General features: G+C 60.3%; 15 protein-coding genes. 8 read left to right on the top strand and 7 right to left on the bottom strand.

Features of this window, described 5'->3' with window-relative positions; all coding sequences use genetic code 11:
* Positions 1–3 precede the first annotated feature (3 nt).
* Positions 4–1,695: a flotillin family protein gene (locus tag I3J13_RS11385; RefSeq protein ID WP_080853925.1), complete on the top strand. Its 1,692-nt coding sequence runs from the start codon at positions 4–6 to the stop codon at positions 1,693–1,695.
* 137 nt (positions 1,696–1,832) lie between these two features.
* Here the strand turns inward: I3J13_RS11385 and I3J13_RS11380 are convergent, their stop codons facing one another.
* A complete protein-coding gene (locus tag I3J13_RS11380; RefSeq protein WP_196378860.1) occupies positions 1,833–2,384 on the bottom strand; it encodes a TetR/AcrR family transcriptional regulator in 552 nt (183 codons plus the stop codon).
* Positions 2,385–2,462: 78 nt separating this feature from the next.
* On the opposite strand from I3J13_RS11380, the gene I3J13_RS11375 reads away from it, so the two are divergent.
* Together I3J13_RS11375 and I3J13_RS11370 are read left to right on the top strand one after the other, a co-directional pair.
* On the top strand, positions 2,463–3,344 hold the full coding sequence (locus tag I3J13_RS11375; protein WP_196378859.1) for an alpha/beta hydrolase family protein: 882 nt from the start codon (positions 2,463–2,465) through the stop codon (positions 3,342–3,344).
* Positions 3,345–3,504: 160 nt separating this feature from the next.
* On the top strand, positions 3,505–4,287 hold the full coding sequence (locus tag I3J13_RS11370; RefSeq protein ID WP_196378858.1) for a pyrroline-5-carboxylate reductase: 783 nt from the start codon (positions 3,505–3,507) through the stop codon (positions 4,285–4,287).
* A 54-nt stretch (positions 4,288–4,341) separates the two neighbouring features.
* Here the strand turns inward: I3J13_RS11370 and I3J13_RS11365 are convergent, their stop codons facing one another.
* The 6 genes from I3J13_RS11365 to I3J13_RS11340 all read right to left on the bottom strand — a co-directional run bounded on the left by I3J13_RS11365 (position 4,342) and on the right by I3J13_RS11340 (position 10,686).
* A complete protein-coding gene (locus I3J13_RS11365; RefSeq protein ID WP_196378857.1) occupies positions 4,342–5,940 on the bottom strand; it encodes an MFS transporter in 1,599 nt (532 codons plus the stop codon).
* Entirely contained in the window at positions 5,937–6,377 is a 441-nt protein-coding gene (locus I3J13_RS11360; RefSeq protein WP_196378856.1) for a DoxX family protein, read from the bottom strand. Before I3J13_RS11360 ends, I3J13_RS11365 begins: the two co-directional genes overlap by 4 nt.
* A 196-nt stretch (positions 6,378–6,573) precedes the next feature.
* Entirely contained in the window at positions 6,574–8,556 is a 1,983-nt protein-coding gene (locus tag I3J13_RS11355) for an amidohydrolase (protein WP_196378855.1), read from the bottom strand.
* A complete protein-coding gene (locus I3J13_RS11350; protein WP_003523921.1) occupies positions 8,556–8,846 on the bottom strand; it encodes a XapX domain-containing protein in 291 nt (96 codons plus the stop codon). The genes I3J13_RS11355 and I3J13_RS11350 overlap by 1 nt, the downstream gene beginning before the upstream one ends.
* A 72-nt stretch (positions 8,847–8,918) precedes the next feature.
* Entirely contained in the window at positions 8,919–9,611 is a 693-nt protein-coding gene (locus tag I3J13_RS11345; RefSeq protein ID WP_196378854.1) for a hydrolase, read from the bottom strand.
* 142 nt (positions 9,612–9,753) lie between these two features.
* Complete coding sequence (locus I3J13_RS11340) at positions 9,754–10,686, bottom strand: VOC family protein (protein WP_003523923.1); 933 nt, start codon at positions 10,684–10,686, stop codon at positions 9,754–9,756.
* Between the two features lie 119 nt (positions 10,687–10,805).
* On the opposite strand from I3J13_RS11340, the gene I3J13_RS11335 reads away from it, so the two are divergent.
* From I3J13_RS11335 to glf, 5 genes are all read left to right on the top strand, one after another.
* Entirely contained in the window at positions 10,806–11,705 is a 900-nt protein-coding gene (locus I3J13_RS11335) for a LysR family transcriptional regulator (protein ID WP_196378853.1), read from the top strand.
* Positions 11,706–12,513: 808 nt separating this feature from the next.
* Positions 12,514–15,846, top strand: a complete 3,333-nt coding sequence (locus I3J13_RS11325) for a beta strand repeat-containing protein (protein WP_236000882.1) — start codon at positions 12,514–12,516, stop codon at positions 15,844–15,846.
* A 94-nt stretch (positions 15,847–15,940) separates the two neighbouring features.
* Positions 15,941–16,906 (top strand): glycosyltransferase, encoded by a 966-nt coding sequence (locus I3J13_RS11320; protein WP_196378852.1) that lies wholly within the window; start codon positions 15,941–15,943, stop codon positions 16,904–16,906.
* A 220-nt stretch (positions 16,907–17,126) separates the two neighbouring features.
* Positions 17,127–19,172, top strand: a complete 2,046-nt coding sequence (locus I3J13_RS11315; RefSeq protein ID WP_196378851.1) for an O-linked N-acetylglucosamine transferase, SPINDLY family protein — start codon at positions 17,127–17,129, stop codon at positions 19,170–19,172.
* 102 nt (positions 19,173–19,274) lie between these two features.
* The gene (glf, locus tag I3J13_RS11310) at positions 19,275–20,432 is read left to right on the top strand and encodes a UDP-galactopyranose mutase (RefSeq protein ID WP_020811333.1); all 1,158 of its coding nucleotides are present in this window, start codon (positions 19,275–19,277) and stop codon (positions 20,430–20,432) included.
* Positions 20,433–20,558: the final 126 nt, after the last annotated feature.

Genomic DNA, 20,558 nt, shown 5'->3' with positions numbered 1-20,558 from the left:
ACCATGGATTTCTTTTCTCTGGGCCTGATTGCGGGGGCCATCGTCACGGCCATCGTCGTCATCGGCATCATCATGACATCGCTCTACACGCGGTCGACACGCGACAAAGCCTATGTAAGGACCGGGCTCGGCGGTAAGAAAGTCGTTCTCGATGGCGGCGCCATCATCCTGCCGATCTTCCATTCCTATTCCTGGGTCTCTCTCAGCACATTGCGGCTGGAAGTGAAAAGATCCGAACATGAATCCCTGATCACCAAGGATCGCATGCGAGCCGACATCACTGCCGAATTTTACGTGCGGGTTAAACCCGATGCAGAAAACATCGCACTTGCCGCCCAGACACTCGGCGACCGGACAAATGATGCCGATGCGCTGAAGTCACTGGTCGAAGCGAAATTTGTCGACGGTTTGCGCTCGGTTGCCGCGACCATGTCGCTGCGCGATCTTCAGGAGCAGCGTGCCGAATTCGTCAAATCCGTGCAGGCGGCCGTCGCGCACGATCTGCAGTCCAACGGTCTGGAACTGGAATCGGTCTCGCTGACACGGCTCGATCAAACCGATATCAAGCACTTCAACCCCAACAACTCGTTCGACGCGGAGGGCCTGACGGCGCTCACCCGGATCACCGAAGAGCGTAAACGCGAACGCAACCAGATTGTCCGCGACAACGAAGTCGAAATTGCCACGAAGGACCGCGAAGCGGTGCTGCGGCGCTTGACCATCGAACGCGAACAGCGCGATGCGGAACTGACGCAGGAGCGCGACATCGCCAACAAGACGGCGGAAACCCGGGCGGAAGCGGCAAGGGCCGAGCAGGCGGCCCGCCTCAACGAGGAAACGGCAAAGCTCGATACGGAACGCGGCATCGCCGAACGGGATGCTCAAGCCCGCCAGGCGCGTGAAACTGCCCGCATCGAAGCCGAGCGCGGTATTGCCGAACGCGAGGCGGAAGCGCGCAAGATCACCGAAACGGCGCGAATCGAAGCCGCTATCGCCGTGGCACAGAAGGTGGAGCAGGAACAGGCCGCCCGCGCCAAGGCGGACGAAGCCAAGGCTTCCGCCATCACTGCGGAAGAACAGGTGGCAACAGCCCGCGAAGTGGAAATAGCCGAACGCGCCAAGCGCATCGCCGTGATCGACGCCCGCAAGGCGGCAGAGCAGGAGGCGACGGCCATCACGGTAAAGGCGGAAGCCGAACGGCAAGCCGCCGAAAACCTGGCTGCCGCCACCAAGATCGGCGCCGAAGCCGAGGCACAGGCCGCGAAAATCCGTGCCGAAGGCGTCATCGCTCTCGGCGATGCAGAGGCGCAGGCGGAACGCGCAAAGAACGATGCACGCAATGCGCTATCGGGCGACATCATCGCATTCGAGCTCGCCCGTGCAAGGATCGCCATCATTCCCGAAGCACTTTCCGAGGCGATGAAGCCCATCGAGAAGATCTCCGATATCCGCATCTTCAGCGCGGGTAATCTGGCCGGCGCCCTCGGTGGCGGCGGCGACGTCAAAAACGGCAATGGCCTCGGCGATCTTTCGAGCCAGCTTCTGAGCTTCACTGCGCAAAAGCCGGTTCTTGACGAAATCCTTGCACAGGCCGGCTTCAAGGGTACGGACCCGACACAGGCTCTGCTGGCTGCATCAATCGCGAACGCCACGGATCAGCCGACACCGGGAAAGCAGCAGACTAAAGAGACGTAAAAGTTCTATTCTCTTCTACGACAACAAGCGCGGTCAGCCTGAAGGCGGCCGCGCTTTTCATTTATTCCGCAGCATGCGGCACCACAAGCACCGATGACTCCGATCAGGCCTCTGCTTGAAAACGCATCGGCATACGCCTAGGCAGACTGAAGCAGGCTGCTCTCCAGCGTCTTAAACGACGTGACATCCTGACGGGCCAGCGCAACAACCCACGCGCCCTGCAGCCCGATCACCAGTCTTTCGGCATCGGCCTGCGGATCGTGACTGCCCAGACGCCTTGCCTGAGCTACGGTCCTTGCGGTCCAGTCGTTGAGCACATCCGCACCTATCTGGCGCAAATCGGGCTTTTCATCGCCGGCCTGAATGATGCTGAGCACCGGGCAACCCATGATGCGGCCATTTTCCTGCGAGAGGCGGGCTATCGCACGGCACAGCGCCACCGAGCCCGAAGCGAAGCTCTCCGCCTCCTCGAAACTCGCGTCGATCAGCTCTGCCACCTTTCGGCCCGCCCATCGCGTCGCCTCGGCGGCAAGCTGCTCCTTGCCACCGGGAAAATGATAATAGAGAGAGCCTTTCGGCAGGCCCGTCTCCGCGAGAATTTCGGCCAGCCCCACACCCGCATAACCGCGCCGCCGAAACAGCGCGGAGGTGGCCCGTATCAGAGCGTGGCGGTTCTTGCTTTCGTCCATTCGCCTGTTTTAAGCGCTGTAGACCGTTTGGTCTAGAGATGTTATTAGACCAAACGGTCCAGGAGGAGGAAGGGATGGATGACTGATATTGCAGAGAGCCGGGAGATCGACATTGTTTCGGAAGGGCACAGGCTCGCCGGCCGGTTCTTTCCGCCCAGGGGGCCAGCCCGCGCGCATCTTGTCCTTCACGGCGCAACGGGTGTTCCGGCGCGCTATTATCGCGCCTTCGCCACATGGGCGGCCGGTCAGGGCATCGGTGTCCTGACCTATGATTATCGCGATTTCGGCGCATCCCGACAACGCCCCGTCCGCGAAAGCCGGGCCACGATGGCCGACTGGGGAATTGCCGATCAGACAGCGGCCGAGGCCGCACTTTGCCGGATAGCACCGGAAGGCCCCCTCTGGCTGCTCGGCCATTCCCTCGGCGGACTGACATTTCCTTTTCGACGCCATGACGAACGGCTCGAGCGTGTCATCACCATCGGTTCGGGCTTTGCCCATGTCGGCGATCACCCATGGACCTATCGGCCCACGGTCATCGCCTTCTGGTATCTGCTCGGGCCTGTCAGCACGACACTCGCCGGCTACCTTCCCGGTCGAAGGCTGCTGCTGGGTGCGGATCTGCCCGCCGGAATCTACTGGCAATGGCGGCGCTGGTGCACGAGCAGGGATTTCTTCCGGCGGGATATCGGCAAATCATTGCCAGAACCGGATTTTTCCGCCACCCGCTTCGATCTGCGCATGATGACGATGGCAGACGATGTGGTGGTGCCGCCCGCCGCCGTCTGGCGTTATGCCGATGTTTTCCCGCAGGGAAGCGTCAACCGCAGAACCCTGCGCCCGGAAGAATTCGGTCTCACCTCGCTGCGCCATATCGAGGTCATGTCAGAGCGTGCAGCACCGGCATGGCCGGCGATATTGGGGCTGGAAGAAACGCCCACCGGGAAGGATGCGCATTGATTTTACGACGCCCGAATAGCCGTGTTTCGGTCCGTGACCGTATCGATCAGCCGGCATAAACCGGGCGTGGCTCCGCCTCGACCGCAAATTTACCCCTCTGCTTGTCGACAATTCCGGACGGAAAAATTAGCATCACGCGAAACGCCGCAGCGGAGCAATCATGTCACTTCCCCAGAAAATCGGTTTTATCGGAACGGGAGCCATCACCGATGCGATGGTCAGGGGCCTGCTCGCCAGACCTGCCGCCGTGCCGCATGTCATGGTGTCCCAGCGCAGTGCCGATATCTCCGCGAGGCTTGCCGCCGATTTCCCGCAGGTGATCGTCTCCGGCGACAATCAGGCAATCGTCGATGGCTGCGATACCGTCATGCTGGCTATCCGGCCGCAGATCGCTGAAGAAGTCATCCGGCCGCTGCGGTTCCGGGACGGGCAGAAGATCGTCAGCGTCGTTGCCGCAACCGGCCGCGAGGCGCTTTTGGACTGGATCGGCGCGGATGTGCGTCTCAGCCAGGCGATCCCGCTGCCCTTCGTTGCCCGGCGCAAGGGCGTCACCGCCATTTATCCTGCCGATACGGATACGGCTGCTATTTTCAACGTGCTCGGCAATGCGGTGGAATGCGAAACCAAGGCGGAATACGATCTTCTGGCCGCCGCCAGCGCTTTGATGGCCACCTATTTCGGCATCATGCAAACGACGACGGAATGGCTTGCCGAGAACGGTCTGCCGGAAGAAAAGGGGCGCGCTTATCTCGCGCCCCTCTTTGCCGGCCTTTCCGAGGTGGCCCTGCTTGCCGGAAGCAGGACGGATTTCATCGATCTCAGCCGCGAATTCGCCACCAAGGGCGGCCTCAACGAGCAGGTGCTGCTGGATTTCGACGGTAAGGGCGGCTCAGGGGCGCTGAAAGATGCGCTGAGCCGTGTATTGGAGCGGATCACGCAATAATCGGACAATCGCATGGCAACAACGAAAAAGGGGCCTTTTCGGCCCCTTTCCGTTTTACGCCTTCCCCGGCCGGTTGATTGTGAGGAAGTGCCGCACCACCGGCTTTTCCAGCCCGGAATGATAGGCCAGCACCTTGCTCTGCAAATCCGCATCCACGTGGGAAACCCGCTTGTGCTGGCGCAGATGCTCGGCCCAGGATTCCACCATGAACCATTCGACGATCTTCTGCGGATCGGCGGAGTCCTCCGTCACGCCCCAGCCATAGGCGCCATCGCGGCGACGCTCCTGTGAAAGCTCGTCCAGCGCATGCAGGAAAGCGGAGCGGTGATGCTTTTCGACATTATATTCGATGAGGATCAGAACCGGGCCGCGATCATGGGCCACCGGCTCGGCAACGAGCGGCTCAGGCCAATGGTTGGACGGCACCATATCCGAATCGCCGGCAGGCAGTTTCAGGCGGTGCATGACGAGACCGGCAATGAAAAGGCCGGCCGCACCGATGAGCAGCGTGCCCGGCACGCCCGCCGCTTCGCCCACCGCACCCCAGCCGATGCTGCCCGCTGTCATCGCGCCGTTGAAGACGGTGAGATAGACGGCGAGACCGCGGCCGCGCACCCAGTTCGGCAAGATCGCCTGGGCCGCTCCATTAAGCGTCGTCAGAGCCGTGATCCAGGCACCGCCGAGAAACAGCAGGATGACGATGGCAAGCCACTTTGGCGGCGCAAAGGACAGCCCGGCCATAACGAGCGCGGTGGTGAGAGCCGCACCCAGCAGCAGGGCATCGGCATCGAACCGGTCGCGCAGCTTCGGCATGACCAGCGCACCGCCGATGGCGCCGGCTCCGACAGCGCCGAGCAGGATACCGTAGAAGCTCGCATCTCCGCCGAGCAATTGCCGGGCGACCAGAGGCAACAGCGCCCAGACGGCACTGGCGAATGCAAAGAAGATCGCAGCCCGCAGCAGGACGACATGCAGCGGCCGGCTGGCACGGGTGTAACGAAGGCCCGCCCGGAATGCGCCGAAGAAACCTTCGGCCAACGCATCATTGGCGTTCTTTGCCCGCGGCCACCATAAAAGGGCGGCGATGACCACGAAATAGCTTGCGACATCGGCGCCATAGGTGAAGGCCGCCCCGAAGGCCGCAAGCAGGATGCCGCCGGCGGCGGGACCGATGGAGCGGGCGATATTGATGCCCAGCGAGTTCAGCGCCACGGCGCTCTTGATATCCTCACGTTTCACCAGTTCCGGCACGATGGCCTGCCAGGTCGGCCCCATCAGCGCCGCGCCGATACCGCCGAGGAAGGTGAGCCCGATCAGCGCGCTGACGGACAACAGGCCGGTATGGGAAAGAACCATGAGGGTGACGCTGACCGAGGCCAGCAGAAGCTGCACCGCGATCAGGAATTTGCGGCGGTCGAGAATATCGGTCAGCACGCCGGCCGGGATCGCCAGAAGAAAGATCGGCAGGGTTCCGGCCGCCTGAACCATGGCGACGGCCGCCGGCGAAGCAGAAAGATCGGTCATCAGCCATGAACTGGCGACATCGCGCATGAAGCTGCCGGTATTGCCGAGCACCGTCGCCGCCCAGAGAACCGCGAAAACCGGTTGTGCAAGGGGAGCAAAACTGCTCGCGGAGGATTTTGCGGCACTCATTTGCCTGTTCCTTTCGTGAGATCGATTGCAGCGACGATGATGAAGGCACCGGCAAGGCCAAGATGTTCGAAGAAGGCGTTAGTGGCCATCATGCGGTCCATGCCGGGCGCCATTTCCCAGAAGCGGAGAGCGATGAAAGTGGCGAGAAGCGTGAAGCTTGCAAGCGCCAGAGCGCCGGCCCAGCGCAGGAAGCCCGACACCACCAGAGCGGAGGCTGTGAGCTCGAACAGGATGACAACGACAGCGAATGCGACCGCCGGCTGAAGGCCAAAATGGTTCATCTCCGCAATCGCACCGGGAAAGTCGAAAATCTTGGTCAGCGGCCCCTGAATATAGGCCGAGCAGAGCGCCAGAAGCGCTAAGGTTTTTGTGGCGGGTGCGGCAACGATATCCGCGAGAAGCCCGCGAAGGCGAAGGGTTGAAGACGGCTCGGTCATTTTCTGCTCCTGCGATCTGGCCGGTCGGTTCGAGCGGCGCTGCGTTCATCTGATGGAGCGATATTGGCGCAAAGGATTACCGCCAACAATTGCATCAATAGTTTCGATATAATTGCGATATTTGCAACATAATCCCGTTCCCGAGAGGCCGGGCAGCGGCGATCAGCTGCCCGGTGGATTTTTCCGCTGGCCGGGCTCAGACTGCCCAGCAGGAGCAGCCCAGCGCTCCAAAGAAGCCCTTCAGATCGGCAATCGGCAATTTCGACGTCCATGCGCCGGCATGGTCGTGGCCGTGAACGCCGCAATCATTGGCGCAGCCGCAGGAGGAGATCGCGGCCCGTCTGAGCGAGTTCTTTCCGGCGCCCTGCGGTTCACCCCAGGCGGCATAACCGCCGAAGGTTCGCACAGGCGACCAGTCGGGCATCGCCGGCGGAATATTGCTTTTATCCAGCGTTCTGAAGTCACCGGCGCCATAAACGACCTTGCCGCCCACCATGGTCAGTTCCGAGGTGAGGAAGGAGATTTCATCTTCCGCGCAGGAGAAATAATCCTTGTCCGGCACCACGAGATCGGCGAACTGGCCTTTTTCGATGCGGCCCTTCTTGCCTTCCTCATTCGAGAACCAGGTGACTTTTTCGGTCCACATGCGCAGCGCCGTCTCGCGGTCGAGGCAATTGGCGCGCGGATAAAGCTGCATGCCGCCCACCGTCTTGCCCGTCACCATCCAGAACAGCGACACCCAGGGATTATAGGAGGCGACGCGCGTTGCATCCGTACCGGCCGAAACATTCACACCCTTTTCCAGCATTCTCGCAATCGGCGGTGTGGCTTCCGCCACACCCTGACCATAACGCTCGACGAAATATTCGCCCTGATAGGCCATGCGGTGCTGGGTGGCGATGCCGCCACCGAGGGCGGCAATGCGGTCGATGGAGCGGTCGGAGATGGTTTCGGCATGATCGAAGAACCAGTTCAAGCCTTCGAGCGGAATGTCCCGGTTGACCTTTTCGAAGACATCCAGCGCCCGCGAAATCGTCTCGTCATAGGTGGCGTGCAGACGCCAGGGCCAGCGGTTTTCCGCCAGAATGCGGACGACGTCTTCGAGCTCGCCTTCCATTTCCGGCGGCATGTCCGGGCGCGGCTGGCGGAAATCCTCGAAATCGGCAGCGGAAAAGACCAGCATTTCGCCGGCGCCATTGTGCCGGAAATAGTCGTTGCCCTGCTTGTATTTGACCGACGAAGTCCAGTTGAGGAAATCCTCCTTCTCCTGTTTCGGCTTCTGCGTGAAGAGATTGTAGGCCAGCCGAACCGTCATCTGGTTCTCATCCGACAGTTTCTGGATCACCTCGTAGTCATCAGGGTAATTCTGGAAGCCGCCGCCCGCATCGATCACGCCGGTCACACCCAGCCGGTTCAGCTCACGCATGAAGTGGCGGGTGGAATTGACCTGATAATCGAGCGGCAGCTTCGGCCCCTTGGCAAGCGTCGAATAGAGGATGCCGGCATTCGGCTTGGCGAGCAGCAGGCCGGTCGGATTGCCGTTCGCATCGCGGGTGATTTCGCCGCCGGGCGGGTTCGGCGTATCCTTCGTATAGCCGACGGCGCGAAGGGCTGCGCCGTTCAGCAGCGCCCGGTCGTAAAGATGCAGCAGGAAGACCGGCGTATCCGGCGCCACCGCATTGATCTCCTCGATGGTCGGCAGGCGCTTTTCGACGAATTGATGTTCGGTGAAGCCGCCGACGACCCGCACCCACTGCGGCGCCGGGGTGATCGCCACCTGACGCTTCAGCATGTCCATGGCATCGGCAAGCGAGCGCACACCGTCCCAGCGCAGTTCCATGTTGAAGTTCAGGCCGCCGCGCACGACGTGGGTGTGGTTGTCGATCAGGCCGGGCAGAACCCGCTTGCCCCTGAGGTCGATGATCTTCGTATCCGGCTCGGCAAGGGCCATGACCTCGGCGTCGCTTCCCACCTCCAGGAACAGGCCGTCCTTGATGGCGACTGCCGTTGCATTCGGATTGCCGCGGTCGAGCGTCGTGAAGCGGCCATTGTGAAGGATCGTATCTGGATGCATGGAAGAACCTCCGGTCTTGATGGGATCAGCGGCCTTAGCCGGCGAAAACAGATTCGGAAAGGCAAGGCTCGAGGCCGCGCCAAGGAAGGTGCGTCGTGTCGGCATCAGCTTCTCTCCCGCTCGGTCGGCTGTTTGACTTCGGCGAGACCCGTGGTTTCAGCGCCACCCTTCGGCATATGGCCGAACATGTGCGGCTTGATCTGGTTGATCCACGAAACGACGGCCGGTTCCTTGCCGGCAATCGTCTTCGCGAAAGGAATGATCTGCTCCCCAACCAGGATGCCGAGCAGGCCGACGAGAGCGATGACGGGCGGTGCGGGAGAACGCACATTGAGCAGGCTGTAGACGATGCCGACCAGCAGGCCGGCGCCGAGGGACAGAAGATAGACTTTCATGGGAACCTCCTCGATGGGTGAAAGCCGCACCGGGCTGGATGGCGATCCTGCCGGTGCGGCGCGGTTGAAAGTTTATTTCTTGGCCGGGTTGGGGCCGATGCGCTTGCCATGCTTGACGCGCTCTTTGCCGCCATGGACATGGGTGACGGCATAGTCGATGCCCATGCCGTAGGCGCCGGAATGTTCCTTCACCAGCGAGGTGACGGCGTCATAGGTTTCCTTGCGTGCCCAGTCGCGCTGCCATTCGAGCAGCACCTGCTGCCAGGTGACGGGAATGATGCCGGCCTGCACCATGCGGTCCATGGCATATTTATGCGCATCGACGGAGGTGCCGCCGGAGGCGTCCGCCACCATGTAGATCTCGTAATCCGCGACATCGTGAAGCGCGGAGAGCGCAAAGGTGGTGTTGCACACTTCCGTCCAGAGGCCGGAGACGACGATCTTCTTGCGGCCGGCCGCCGCATTCTTCGCCAGCGCATCGCGGACATTCTGGTCATCCCAGGAATTCATCGAAGTGCGTTCGAGAATGTCGTTTTCCGGGAAGACCGCGAGCAGTTCCGGGAAGGTGTTGCCGGAGAAGCTTTCCGTTTCGACCGTGGTGATGGTCGTCGGGATATTGAAAATCTTTGCCGCCTTGGCGAGGCCGACGACATTGTTCTTCAGGGTCTGGCGGTCGATCGACTGCACACCGAATGCCATCTGCGGCTGCTGGTCGATGAAGATGAGCTGGCTGTTGGCGGGGGTCAGGACTTCGAGCTTGGACATTTTCAGTTCTCCGTTCAGGTGGTGGTTGCCGATCTGCGGCGGTGGAAATCGAGAAGGCTTCGCCGGCCGGCTGCCCGGCAGGGCAGCCGTCTTGAAAAGCGAGAATCTATCTTGGTCAGTGGATGCGGATCAGAGACCCGCTTTATGCTGCAAGCGGAGCGAGGTTCGCCTCGATCTGATTGCGGAAAGGCTCGTAGCGGTTCGGCAGCTTGAGCGCTTCGCCCAGATGCGCGGTATCCTCGTCACGGTCGAAACCGGGTTCATTGGTGGCGATCTCGAACAGGATGCCGCCCGGCGTGCGGAAATAGATCGCCCAGAAATAATCGCGGTCGATGACGGGGGTGACCTGATAGCCGGTATCCATCAGCGCCTTGCGCACTTCCAGTTGCTTCTCGCGGTTTTCGACTGCGAAGGCGATATGGTGGACCGAGCCTGCTCCCGACCGGGCAAAGGGTGTCTTGGGCAAGGCTGCAAGATCGATCGTATCTGCCCCGTTGCCGCCGGGAATGACGAAGCGCGTCACATTGCCTTCAACGTCAGTCCGCTCATAACCCATGAAACGCAGCAGTTCTTCGGTTGCGGCAGTGTCATGCAAATTAAAACGTGCGCCGGTGAAACCGCGTATGGCGTTGTCTTCGGAAATTCCCTCGGCCAGCCAGGCAGCACGGGCGTCATCGCCTGTTTCGATCAGTGCAAGGCCATCGCCATCGGGACCGGTGAAGCGCAGGCGATTGGCGCCGAAGACCGTGTCGGCCTGAATGCCGGCGGCGCCTTTGGCAAGGAGACGCTCTTTCCAGAAGCCCAGCGAACCCTTCGGGATGGAAAACTGCGTCTCGCCCACTTCGCCGACGCCGGGACGGCCGGCCATCATGTTGGCGAAGGGAAAATAGGTCATGACCGTGCCGGGCGTTCCCTTTTCGTCGCCGTAATAAAGGTGATAGACGCTGGGTTCGTCGAAGTTGACGGTCTTCTTCACCCGGCGCAGGCCGAGCGTATCGGTGAAGAAACTGTTGTTCTGCCGCGCATCCGACGCCATGGAGGTGACGTGGTGCAGGCCCTTGATATCCTTGATCATCGTCGGCGCCTTTCGTCTTTGGTGTGTCCGTTTCGATGGATAAAGATGTAACCCGCTTGATTGCATCGCGGAATTGCAATATTTTTCTCGAATGAATTGCGATTTTTGAAATAATGGCGATGAACGATCATAAAGCTCTCAAAACCTTTCTGATGGCGGCCGAAAAGCGCAACTTCGCGCAGGTCGCCCGCGAACTGGGCATGACGGCGGCTGCCGTCACCCGTGCGATTGCCGCGCTTGAAGATGATCTCGGTGTGCAATTGTTTGTCCGCACCACCCGCCAGGTGTCGTTGACGACCGACGGCGCCGTCTTCGCCGCACAGATCCAGCCGGCGGTCGAGGCGCTGGAGAATGCCCGGCGCGATGTCCGCAACGCCCATAAGGCCGATGAAGGGCGTCTGAGGATCAGCGCGCCGACATGGCTCGGCAAGACGGTGCTGCCGCCGATCCTGTCCGGCTTCCGGGAACTCTATCCGAAAATGTGCTTCGAGATTTCGCTCTCGGACGGCCTGATCAATATCGTGGATGACGACTACGATCTGGCGATCCGCATTTCGTCGGCCCCATCGGACAAATTCACCATCTGGCGCAAGATCAGGGCCGTGCCGAGAATATTGGTGGCGGCCCCGGGCAGCCGGTTCACACAGATGGGACATCCGGGCGAACTGACCCCTGACGATTGCCTTGCCTATAGCGGTGAAAGCCGGCGGGAGAACTGGGTCCTGTCGGACGGCGGATCGAGCATCGCCATCTCGGCCGGCCGCGCATTCAGCGCCAATAGCGGTGAGGTTCTGGCCGATATGGCGGCGGAAGGCGCCGGTGTGGCCATGCTGCCGGGATTTCACATCGCAGAACATATCCGCAGCGGCCGGCTCGTTCATGTCCTGCCCGGCTGGGCGCCGCCCGAACTCTGGCTGACACTCTATTATCCGCCCTATCAGGCGCTGCCGCCCCGCATCGCGACGTTCTCGAAATTCTTCGAAGAGCAGTTGCCGGCACATATGGTGATGCTGGACTAGGCCCGCACCACGCTTTCTCCGGCATGGGGCGGTCACAAATTCACGCACCGCCACGGCCCGCGCACCAAGATCGGGATTGTTCCTTCACGGCACCGGATGGATGGTCGATGACGGGAACGACCCGTCGCTTTCGATATCCGATTTCTTGAATGGCGTCGCCGAATCATCGCGCGACCCGTGCCTGTCCGTCCAAAGCATTGCCGTGGCCCGGAAACCGGAATAACAGCTTCCGCTTCGAAAAAACCAACTACACGGCACCCGAAATAAAGGCGACAAAGCAAAGCATTGTCCGATTCTGGCAGCCGTTACATAGGCGTGTCAGCTCCCGGCAAGCATCGCAGGGCAGTTTTAGACGAAAATAACGGTCAAACCCTTGCGCTCTCTCCCCTCCAAACGGATACTACTTATCCGGGAGCGACCACGTCTGATTGCCCGCAGTGGAAGCTGATCGAATCGATAGTTAGCTTCGTAATTTTATACTCTATAAGACTCTAAGATACGCAAACATCAAGAATAAAATGCACCGCCTCCAAATATTAACTAGGCTTTAAATGTTGGCCTGATATGACACGCACGTCGCGAAAATCTTAAGCGGCAGAAATTATTAAGCGGCATTCGCACAAGCTAGCGTGGAAAATCCGGGCCCCCTTCTCCGGCTCGAATTGCATGATGCGTTTCCAGCGCAGGTTCACATGAGCCATGTTCTCCACAATTTCGCTTTATTTGCGGATGTCGGACCGCTGTCATCACGGGCAGTGTCTGGCAGCAGATAGGCGTGACCAGTCGCCATCCGGTAAAGGACACGTTCATGACTTCGATTCTTTCCTCACTGTCTGCTGTGCAGATTTCCAAGCTTTCCACCTCCACGATCGCCAGCCTAACCTCGGAAGACGTGAATGCGCTGGACAGCACCAAGATCAAGGCCCTCTCGTCGTCTCAGATCGCTTCTTTGAGCACAGATAACCTTGCTCTTTTCAGTTCTGAAGATCTCCGGGCCATTTCGGTAAGCGCCTTCAAGGGCTTGACGCTGACCCAGATCGCAAAGCTGAGCTCCGCTCAGATCAGCGGCCTGTCGGCGTCTCAGGTTACGGCGCTTTATACCAGCCAGATCGATGCCCTCTCGACCGACCAGATCAAGGCTCTCAACTCGGCTCAGGTCGCCGGTCTCAGCTCCGCACAGGTTGCGACCCTGAACAGCAGCGAGTTGGCGCTGTTCTCCTCCGACGAGATCAAGGCCATCAGCGCCAATGCTGTCGCCGGCCTTTCCGCAGCAGCGCTCGCCGCTCTCAGCACCGAAAACGCCGCCGCCCTGACAAAGTCTCAGATCGCCGCCCTGTCTTCGACGCAGCTTAACGCCCTGTCTTCCGATAGCCTTGCCACCTTCTCCGCCGACGAGATCAAGGCGATCAGCACCAAGCTCCTCGCCGGCCTCGACGTCACCAAGCTGAGCACCGGCAACGTCGCCGCCCTGAGCAGGACGCAGATTTCGGCGCTTTCCTCGGCACAGTTCGCAGCCCTGTCGACGGACCAGATCAAGGCCCTCAACTCCGATCAGGTCGCCGGTCTCAGCTCCGCTCAGGTCGCAACCCTGAACAGCAGCGAGCTGGCATTGTTCTCGACCGACGAAATTAAGGCCATCAGCGCCAACGCCATCGCCGGTCTTACCCTGGCTGGTCTCGGCACTGAAAACGCCGCCGCCCTGACCAAGACGCAGATCGCCGGCCTGTCTTCGACGCAGCTTAACGCCCTGTCTTCCGAGAGCCTTGCCACTTTCTCGACCGATGAAATCAAGGCGATCAGCACCAAGGCCCTCGCCGGCCTCGATGTCACCAAGCTGAGCACCGGAAACATTGCCGCCCTGAGCAGAACACAGGCCGCAGCACTGTCCTCCGCACAGTTCGCAGCCCTGTCGACCGACCAGATCGCAGCCCTCAATTCCGATCAGGTTGCAGGCCTCAGCTCCGCACAGATCGCGACCCTCAGCAGCAGCGAGTTGGCACTCTTCTCGACCGACGAGATCAAGGCCATCAGCGCTAACGGCATTGCCGGTCTTTCCGCAGCAGCGCTGGCTGCTCTCAGCACCGAAAACGCCGCTGCCCTGACAAAAACGCAGATCGCTGGCCTGTCTTCGACGCAGCTCAACGCCCTGACTTCCGATAGCCTTGCCACTTTCTCCACCGACGAGATCAAGGCAATCAGCGCCAGAGCCCTTGCCGGCCTCGACGCCAGCAAGCTGAGCACCGGCAACGTCGCCGCCCTCAGCAGAACGCAGGCCGCAGCACTGTCCTCCGCACAGTTCGCAGCCCTCTCGACGGACCAGATCAAGGCCCTCAATTCCGATCAGGTCGCCGGCCTCAGCTCCGCTCAGGTCGCAACCCTGAACAGCAGCGAACTGGCACTCTTCTCAACCGATGAAATCAAGGCGATCAGCGCCAACGCCGTTGCCGGCCTTTCCGCAGCAGCGCTCGCTGCTCTCAGCACCGAAAATGCCGCTGCACTGACCAAGACGCAGATCGCTGGCCTGTCTTCGGCACAGCTCAACGCCCTGACTTCCGATAGCCTTGCCACTTTCTCGACCGATGAAATCAAGGCGATCAGCACCAAGGCCCTCGCCGGCCTCGATGTCACCAAGCTGAGCACCGGCAACGTCGCCGCCCTCAGCAAAACGCAGATCACGGCACTGTCCTCGGCACAGTTCGCGGCCCTCTCGACCGACCAGATCAAGGCCCTCGGCTCGGAACAGGTTTCCGGCCTCAGCTCTGCTCAGGTCGCAACCCTGAGCAGCGCCGAACTGGCTCTGTTCTCGACCGACGAAATCAAGGCCATCAGCGCCAATGCTGTCGCCGGCCTTACCCTGGCTGGTCTCGGCACTGAAAACGCCGCCGCTCTGACGAAAACGCAGATCGCCGGCCTGTCTTCGACGCAGCTTAACGCTCTGTCCTCCGAGAGCCTTGCCACCTTCTCTACCGATGAAATCAAGGCGATCAGCACCAAGGCCCTCGCCGGCATCGACGTCACCAAGCTGAGCACCGGCAACGTCGCTGCCCTCAGCAAAGCACAGGCGGCAGCGCTCTCTTCGGCGCAGTTCGCGGCCCTGTCGACCGATCAGATCAAGGCCCTCGGTTCGGAGCAGGTTTCCGGCCTCAGCTCCGCTCAGATTGCGACCCTGAGCAGCAGCGAACTTGCTCTGTTCTCGACCGATGAGATCAAGGCCATCAGCGCCAATGCTGTCGCCGGCCTTACCCTGGCTGGCCTCGGCACTGAAAATGCTGCCGCGCTGACCAAGACGCAGATCGCTGGCCTGTCTTCGGCACAGCTTAACGCCCTGTCTTCCGAGAGCCTTGCCACCTTCTCGACCGATGAAATCAAGGCGATCAGCACCAAGGCCCTCGCCGGCCTCGATGTCACCAAGCTGAGCACCGGCAATGTCGCTGCCCTCAGCAAAGCACAGGCGACAGCGCTCTCTTCGGCACAGTTCGCGGCCCTGTCGACGGACCAGATCAAGGCCCTCGGTTCGGAGCAGGTTTCCGGCCTCAGCTCCGCTCAGATTGCGACCCTGAGCAGCGCCGAACTGGCTCTGTTCTCGACCGATGAGATCAAGGCCATCAGCGCCAACGCCATCGCCGGTCTTACCCTGGCTGGTCTCGGCACGGAAAACGCCGCCGCTCTGACCAAGACGCAGATCGCCGGCCTGTCTTCGACGCAGCTTAACGCTCTGTCCTCCGACAGCCTTGCCACCTTCTCGACCGACGAGATCAAGGCGATCAGCACCAAGGCCCTCGCCGGTATCGACGCCAGCAAGCTGAGCACCGGCAACGTCGCCGCCCTCAGCAAAGCACAGGCAGCAGCGCTCTCCTCGACGCAGTTCGCAGCCCTGTCGACCGACCAGATCGCAGCCCTCAACTCCGATCAGGTCTCCGGCCTCAGCTCCGCTCAGATCGCGACCCTGAACAGCACTGAACTGGGCCTCTTCTCGACCGACGAGATCAAGGCCATCAGCGCCAATGCCATCGCAGGCCTTTCCACCGCTGCCATCGCCGGTCTCAGCAGCAGCCAGGCCGGTGCGCTCTCGGCCCAGCAGCTGAAGGTCATGAACGATGCACAGGTCGAGGCGGTTATCAAAGCCTACAAGGCAGTATAAGCCTTAAACGACCCGACGAAACCTACGACGCGGCTCAGGCCGCGTCGTAACATTTTAATTGCAGAATGCCCCAGAAGGACATTCAGTATCCGTCATGGCAAAAATATCCGTCATCATCCCGGCCTACAACATGGCCAGTCTTATCGGCGAAACACTCGACAGTGTTCTGCGCAATGAAACCGAGATGGATATCGTCGTCGTCGACGATGCCTCCACCGACAATACCTGCGACATCGTCGAGCAATACATCGCGCGGCACGCCAATATAAGGCTGATGCGCAGCGAGACGAACACCGGACCGGGCGTTGCCCGCAACAGGGCGCTGGCAACCATCGACAGCCAATATTGCCTGTTTCACGATGCTGACGACCTCCTGCATGAGGGAGCCATCGATACCGTTCTGCCCTTGATGGATGAGACGAATATCGATGTCGCCGCATTCAGATATAGCGTGCTGAGAACGGCCGATGGCCCTGCCGGCGAAATGGCGCCTATCGACAAGAATATCTGGGATAGCGTCCTCGGCAGCCGCGACAGCGCAATGATCGACCTCGACTCGACCGCGCAATTCCTGGTGACGATCAATTACCCATGGAACAAGATACTGCGGACATCTTTCATTCGCCGGACGAACTGGCGCTTCTCCACGGCGCGGATCAACGAAGATATCCTGCCGCACTGGGCGGCCTATATGAATGCCGGACGGTTTCTGGCCATTAACAGCAGCCTGACAACACACCGCCTCGTCCCGGGGCGGGAGCAGCATACAAGCACGTTCGACGAGCGCCGGCTTGAGATGTTCGCAGCACTGAAAGACATCGAGAAGCTTTTCCTGGACAATCCGATCTTCAGGGCAAAATATTACCCGATCTTCATCGTCTTCAAGGCGGGTTTGCTGGAATGGGCGGCCAAGCAGATGCGGCAGGACCTGCACGGTCTTTTCCGCGAATATGTCGCGCATTCATACCAATACTTTACAGATGAAGACTTCGACAGTGTCTATCGGATCAACCCGTCGATCGCGCTGGCGAGCTACAGGATGAAATACTCTCATCGTTAGATGATGTGAGCGATCCTTACTGCGGCATGACAGCATCAATCTCCCGGAAGCCGGCGCCTGACCGGGAGGAAACTTCGTGCGGCCACACTACCGGCTGATCCAGGCAAGCAACCCCGCTTCCAACACATCCAGCCACAGGCAAGTTACCTGCGATAGCTAAGGACGGCCCATCAACAGGCTGTTCTTTTCTTCGACCCTTTGTCGCTTGCCGCAGGATGTCATGACCGCCAATCCCGTCTCACCTTCAAACGACGCCGCCGCTCCCAGCGCCCTTGATCTTGCGCGGAACCAGCGGATGAGTCTCATGGATCTGCTGAGCGTAACCGAGGCGCTCAGTGCCGCCGGTCAGCGAACCGCGGCTGCGGAACTCTACAAGACCTGGGTTGCGTTCAACGACAACAATCCCGTCATTCATCTTGCCTATTTCAACTATGCCGTTGCGCTCAGCCAGCTTGGCGACCGCGCGGGCGCCGTACAGGCGTTCCGCGCCTGTTTGAAGGCCAATCCGCAATTCGCTCCCGGTTACATCAATCTCGGTCGTGTCCTCGAAGATAGCGGGTTGATCGGTCAGGCCGTGGAACAGTGGTCGCAATATGCCGAAACGACGAAGCACCTCGACGCCGAAGCGATCGGCCATCGGCACATGGCCCTGCAGAACATCGGCCGGGTTCTCGAAGGCGCCGGCAAGCTCGAGGACGCTGAAACCGCCTTGCTACAGGCATTCGAGCTGCGTCCGGAATTGCCGGAGGCAGGCCAGCACTGGGTGTCGTTGCGGCAGCGCCAGTGCAAGTGGCCGGTGCTTGCTCCTTCAAACCATGTCCCTGCGCGCAAGATGCTCGATGCGATGTCCTCGCTGACGCTGAGCTGCTACGCCGACGATCCGATGTTCCAGCTGGCCAAGGCATATCGCTACAGCAAAACGGTGGTCGGCACGCGGCCGGACCTCAGCCGTTTTCCGCGCAGGTCGCCGAAGCTGAAGTCTGGAACCGGTGAGCGGCTGCGCGTCGGTTACCTCTCGTCGGATCTTCGCGATCATGCCGTGGGCTTCGCTCTCTGCGAGGTTCTGGAGTTGCATGATAAGGACAACCTTGAGGTCTTCGCCTATTATTGCGGTAACGTCCGCAACACGGACAGCACGCAGGAGCGGATCAAGGCAGCAGTCCATTGCTGGCGGGATATCCACGGCCTGGACGATGCCGCAGCGGCCTCGCAGATCATCTCCGACGAAATCGATATTCTGATCGACGTGAACGGCTACACCAAGGACGCGCGCACGAAGATTTTCGCCTATCGCCCCGCGCCGGTCATCGTCAGTTTCTGCGGTTACCCCGGATCGATGGGAAGCCCGTTCCATCAGTACCTGATTTCGGACGGTTACATGATCCCGCCGGAGAACGACATCTATTACTCCGAAAAGGTCCTGCGCATCGCCTGCGACCAGCCGCTCGACCGCAAGCGGCCCATCGCCGCCCGGCCAAGCCGGGCCGAGGTCGGATTGCCTGAAGATGCGTTCGTCTATGCCAGCTTCAACGGCATGCAGAAGATTACCGAAAGCTGCTTTGCGCGATGGATGACGATCCTGTCGCAGACGCCGGGCAGCCTGTTGTGGCTGCTGGCGGGCGATGAAGACGTCAATCAGCACCTGCAGGCAATCGCAGAAAAAAGCGGCGTCTCACCTGACCGGCTCGTCTTTGCGCCGAAGGTTCCGAACCCGCAGCACATCGCCCGTATCGGCGTTGCCGACCTGTTTCTGGATACGTTCCCCTATGGCGCTCACTCCACGGCCGCGGACGCCATAACATCCGGCCTGCCCGTCCTCACCATGTCCGGCAAGACATTTGCGGCACGGTTCTGCGGCAGCATCGTCACCGCAGCGGGTGTTCCGGAAATGATTTGTTCTTCGCCGGAAGACTATGTCGCCCGCGCCATCGGCTTCGAACGCGACAGGAAGAAGCTTCTGGAGGTCAGAGAATCGATCGCCCGGCAGCGCGACACCAGCGTATTGCGGGATATTCCCGCTCTGGCGCGCCGTCTGGAAGAGCTGTTCTGGCAAATGCAGGGCGAATGTGAACGCGGCGAGACGCCGGTGCCGGATCTTGGCAATCTCGATCTTTATTACGAGCTGGGCGCGGAAGCCGTGTTCGAGAACATTGAGTTCGAAGACGAGCAGAGCTATCGCAATCGTTATCTCAAGAAACTCACCCAGTGGCACGACTATTCGCCAATTCCCTATGACAATCGCCTCTGGCGGAAACCGGATAACTGAGCACGGGATAGTCTCAACCGGCCGGGGCATGCGCTGCGCGGCACTTCTTCGATGCAAATCTCGACCGCCCACCGGGCGACGTATGAACGGGACTGATTACCAATGTTCGCGGACGAAAGAATTGTCATTGTGGGCGCCGGGCTTTCCGGCGCGGTCATCGGCCGGGAGCTGGCGCTGGCAGGCCACAGGGTCGATATCGTCGATGCCCGCGATCACATTGCCGGCAATTGCCACACCGAACGCGACGGTGAGACCGGCGTTATGGTGCATGTTTACGGTCCGCATATTTTCCATACCGACGACAAGGAAGTCTGGGACTATGTGAACGGCTTTCAGACATTCATGCCTTACAAGAACCGGGTCAAAACGACGAGCGGCGAGCGCGTCTATTCGCTGCCGGTCAATCTGCACACGATCAACCAGTTCTTCGGCAAGAATTTCCGGCCCGATGAAGCCAGAGCCTTCATCGAGGAAAAGGCCGACAAGTCGATTACCGATCCACAGACTTTCGAGGAGCAGGCGCTGCGCTTCGTCGGCCGCGATCTCTATGAGGCCTTCTTCAAGGGATACACCGAGAAACAATGGGGCTGCTCACCGACGGAACTGCCGGCCTCGATCCTGAAACGCCTGCCCGTGCGCTTCAACTATGACGACAACTACTTCTTCCACAAATATCAGGGCATGCCGGAAACCGGCTATACGGACATGATCGAACGCATCCTCGATCATCCAAACATCAGCGTCAAACTTGGCACACATTTCCAGCGCGCCGAAGCGCCGGCCTCTGCACACGTCTTCTATTCCGGTCCGCTCGACGGCTATTTCGACTTCGAATTCGGACGTCTGGCGTATCGGACGCTTAATTTCGAACGCTTCACCTATGACGGCGACTACCAGGGCTGTGCGGTGATGAATTATGGCGACGTTTCGGTGCCCTTTACCCGCATCACCGAACACAAGCACTTTTCTCCGTGGGAAGACCATGCCGGCTCCGTCTGCTACAGGGAGTTCTCCCATGAATGCGGCCCGCAGGACATTCCCTATTATCCCATCCGGCTGGTCGAGGACAAAGAACAGCTCGCCGAATATGTGGCGCGCGCCGAACGGGAAGCGTCGGTAACCTTTGTCGGGCGGCTCGGGACCTACCGTTATCTCGACATGGATGCGACCATTCGCGAGGCGCTCGACACCGCCCGGCTCTATCTCGCCCGGCGAGCGGAGGGCGCTCCCATGCCGGCATTTCTGCATTCGCCCGTCTGAGACGGGCCCGTCCGTTCTCTTCCATGAATGCAGTCACTTAACGTGACGGCGGGCGAAGCGTAGCAACTTCAGGTTCAGGCAAGCCCGATTGCGTACTCAACATCTGAAAAATGGTGGACCTGAGTA

Origin of the sequence: Agrobacterium leguminum, from assembly GCF_015704895.1 — a bacterium.
Taxonomy (GTDB): Bacteria; Pseudomonadota; Alphaproteobacteria; order Rhizobiales; family Rhizobiaceae; genus Agrobacterium; species Agrobacterium leguminum.
Note: the sequence above shows the minus strand (reverse complement) of the source record. Positions and strands in the feature narration are given on the sequence as shown.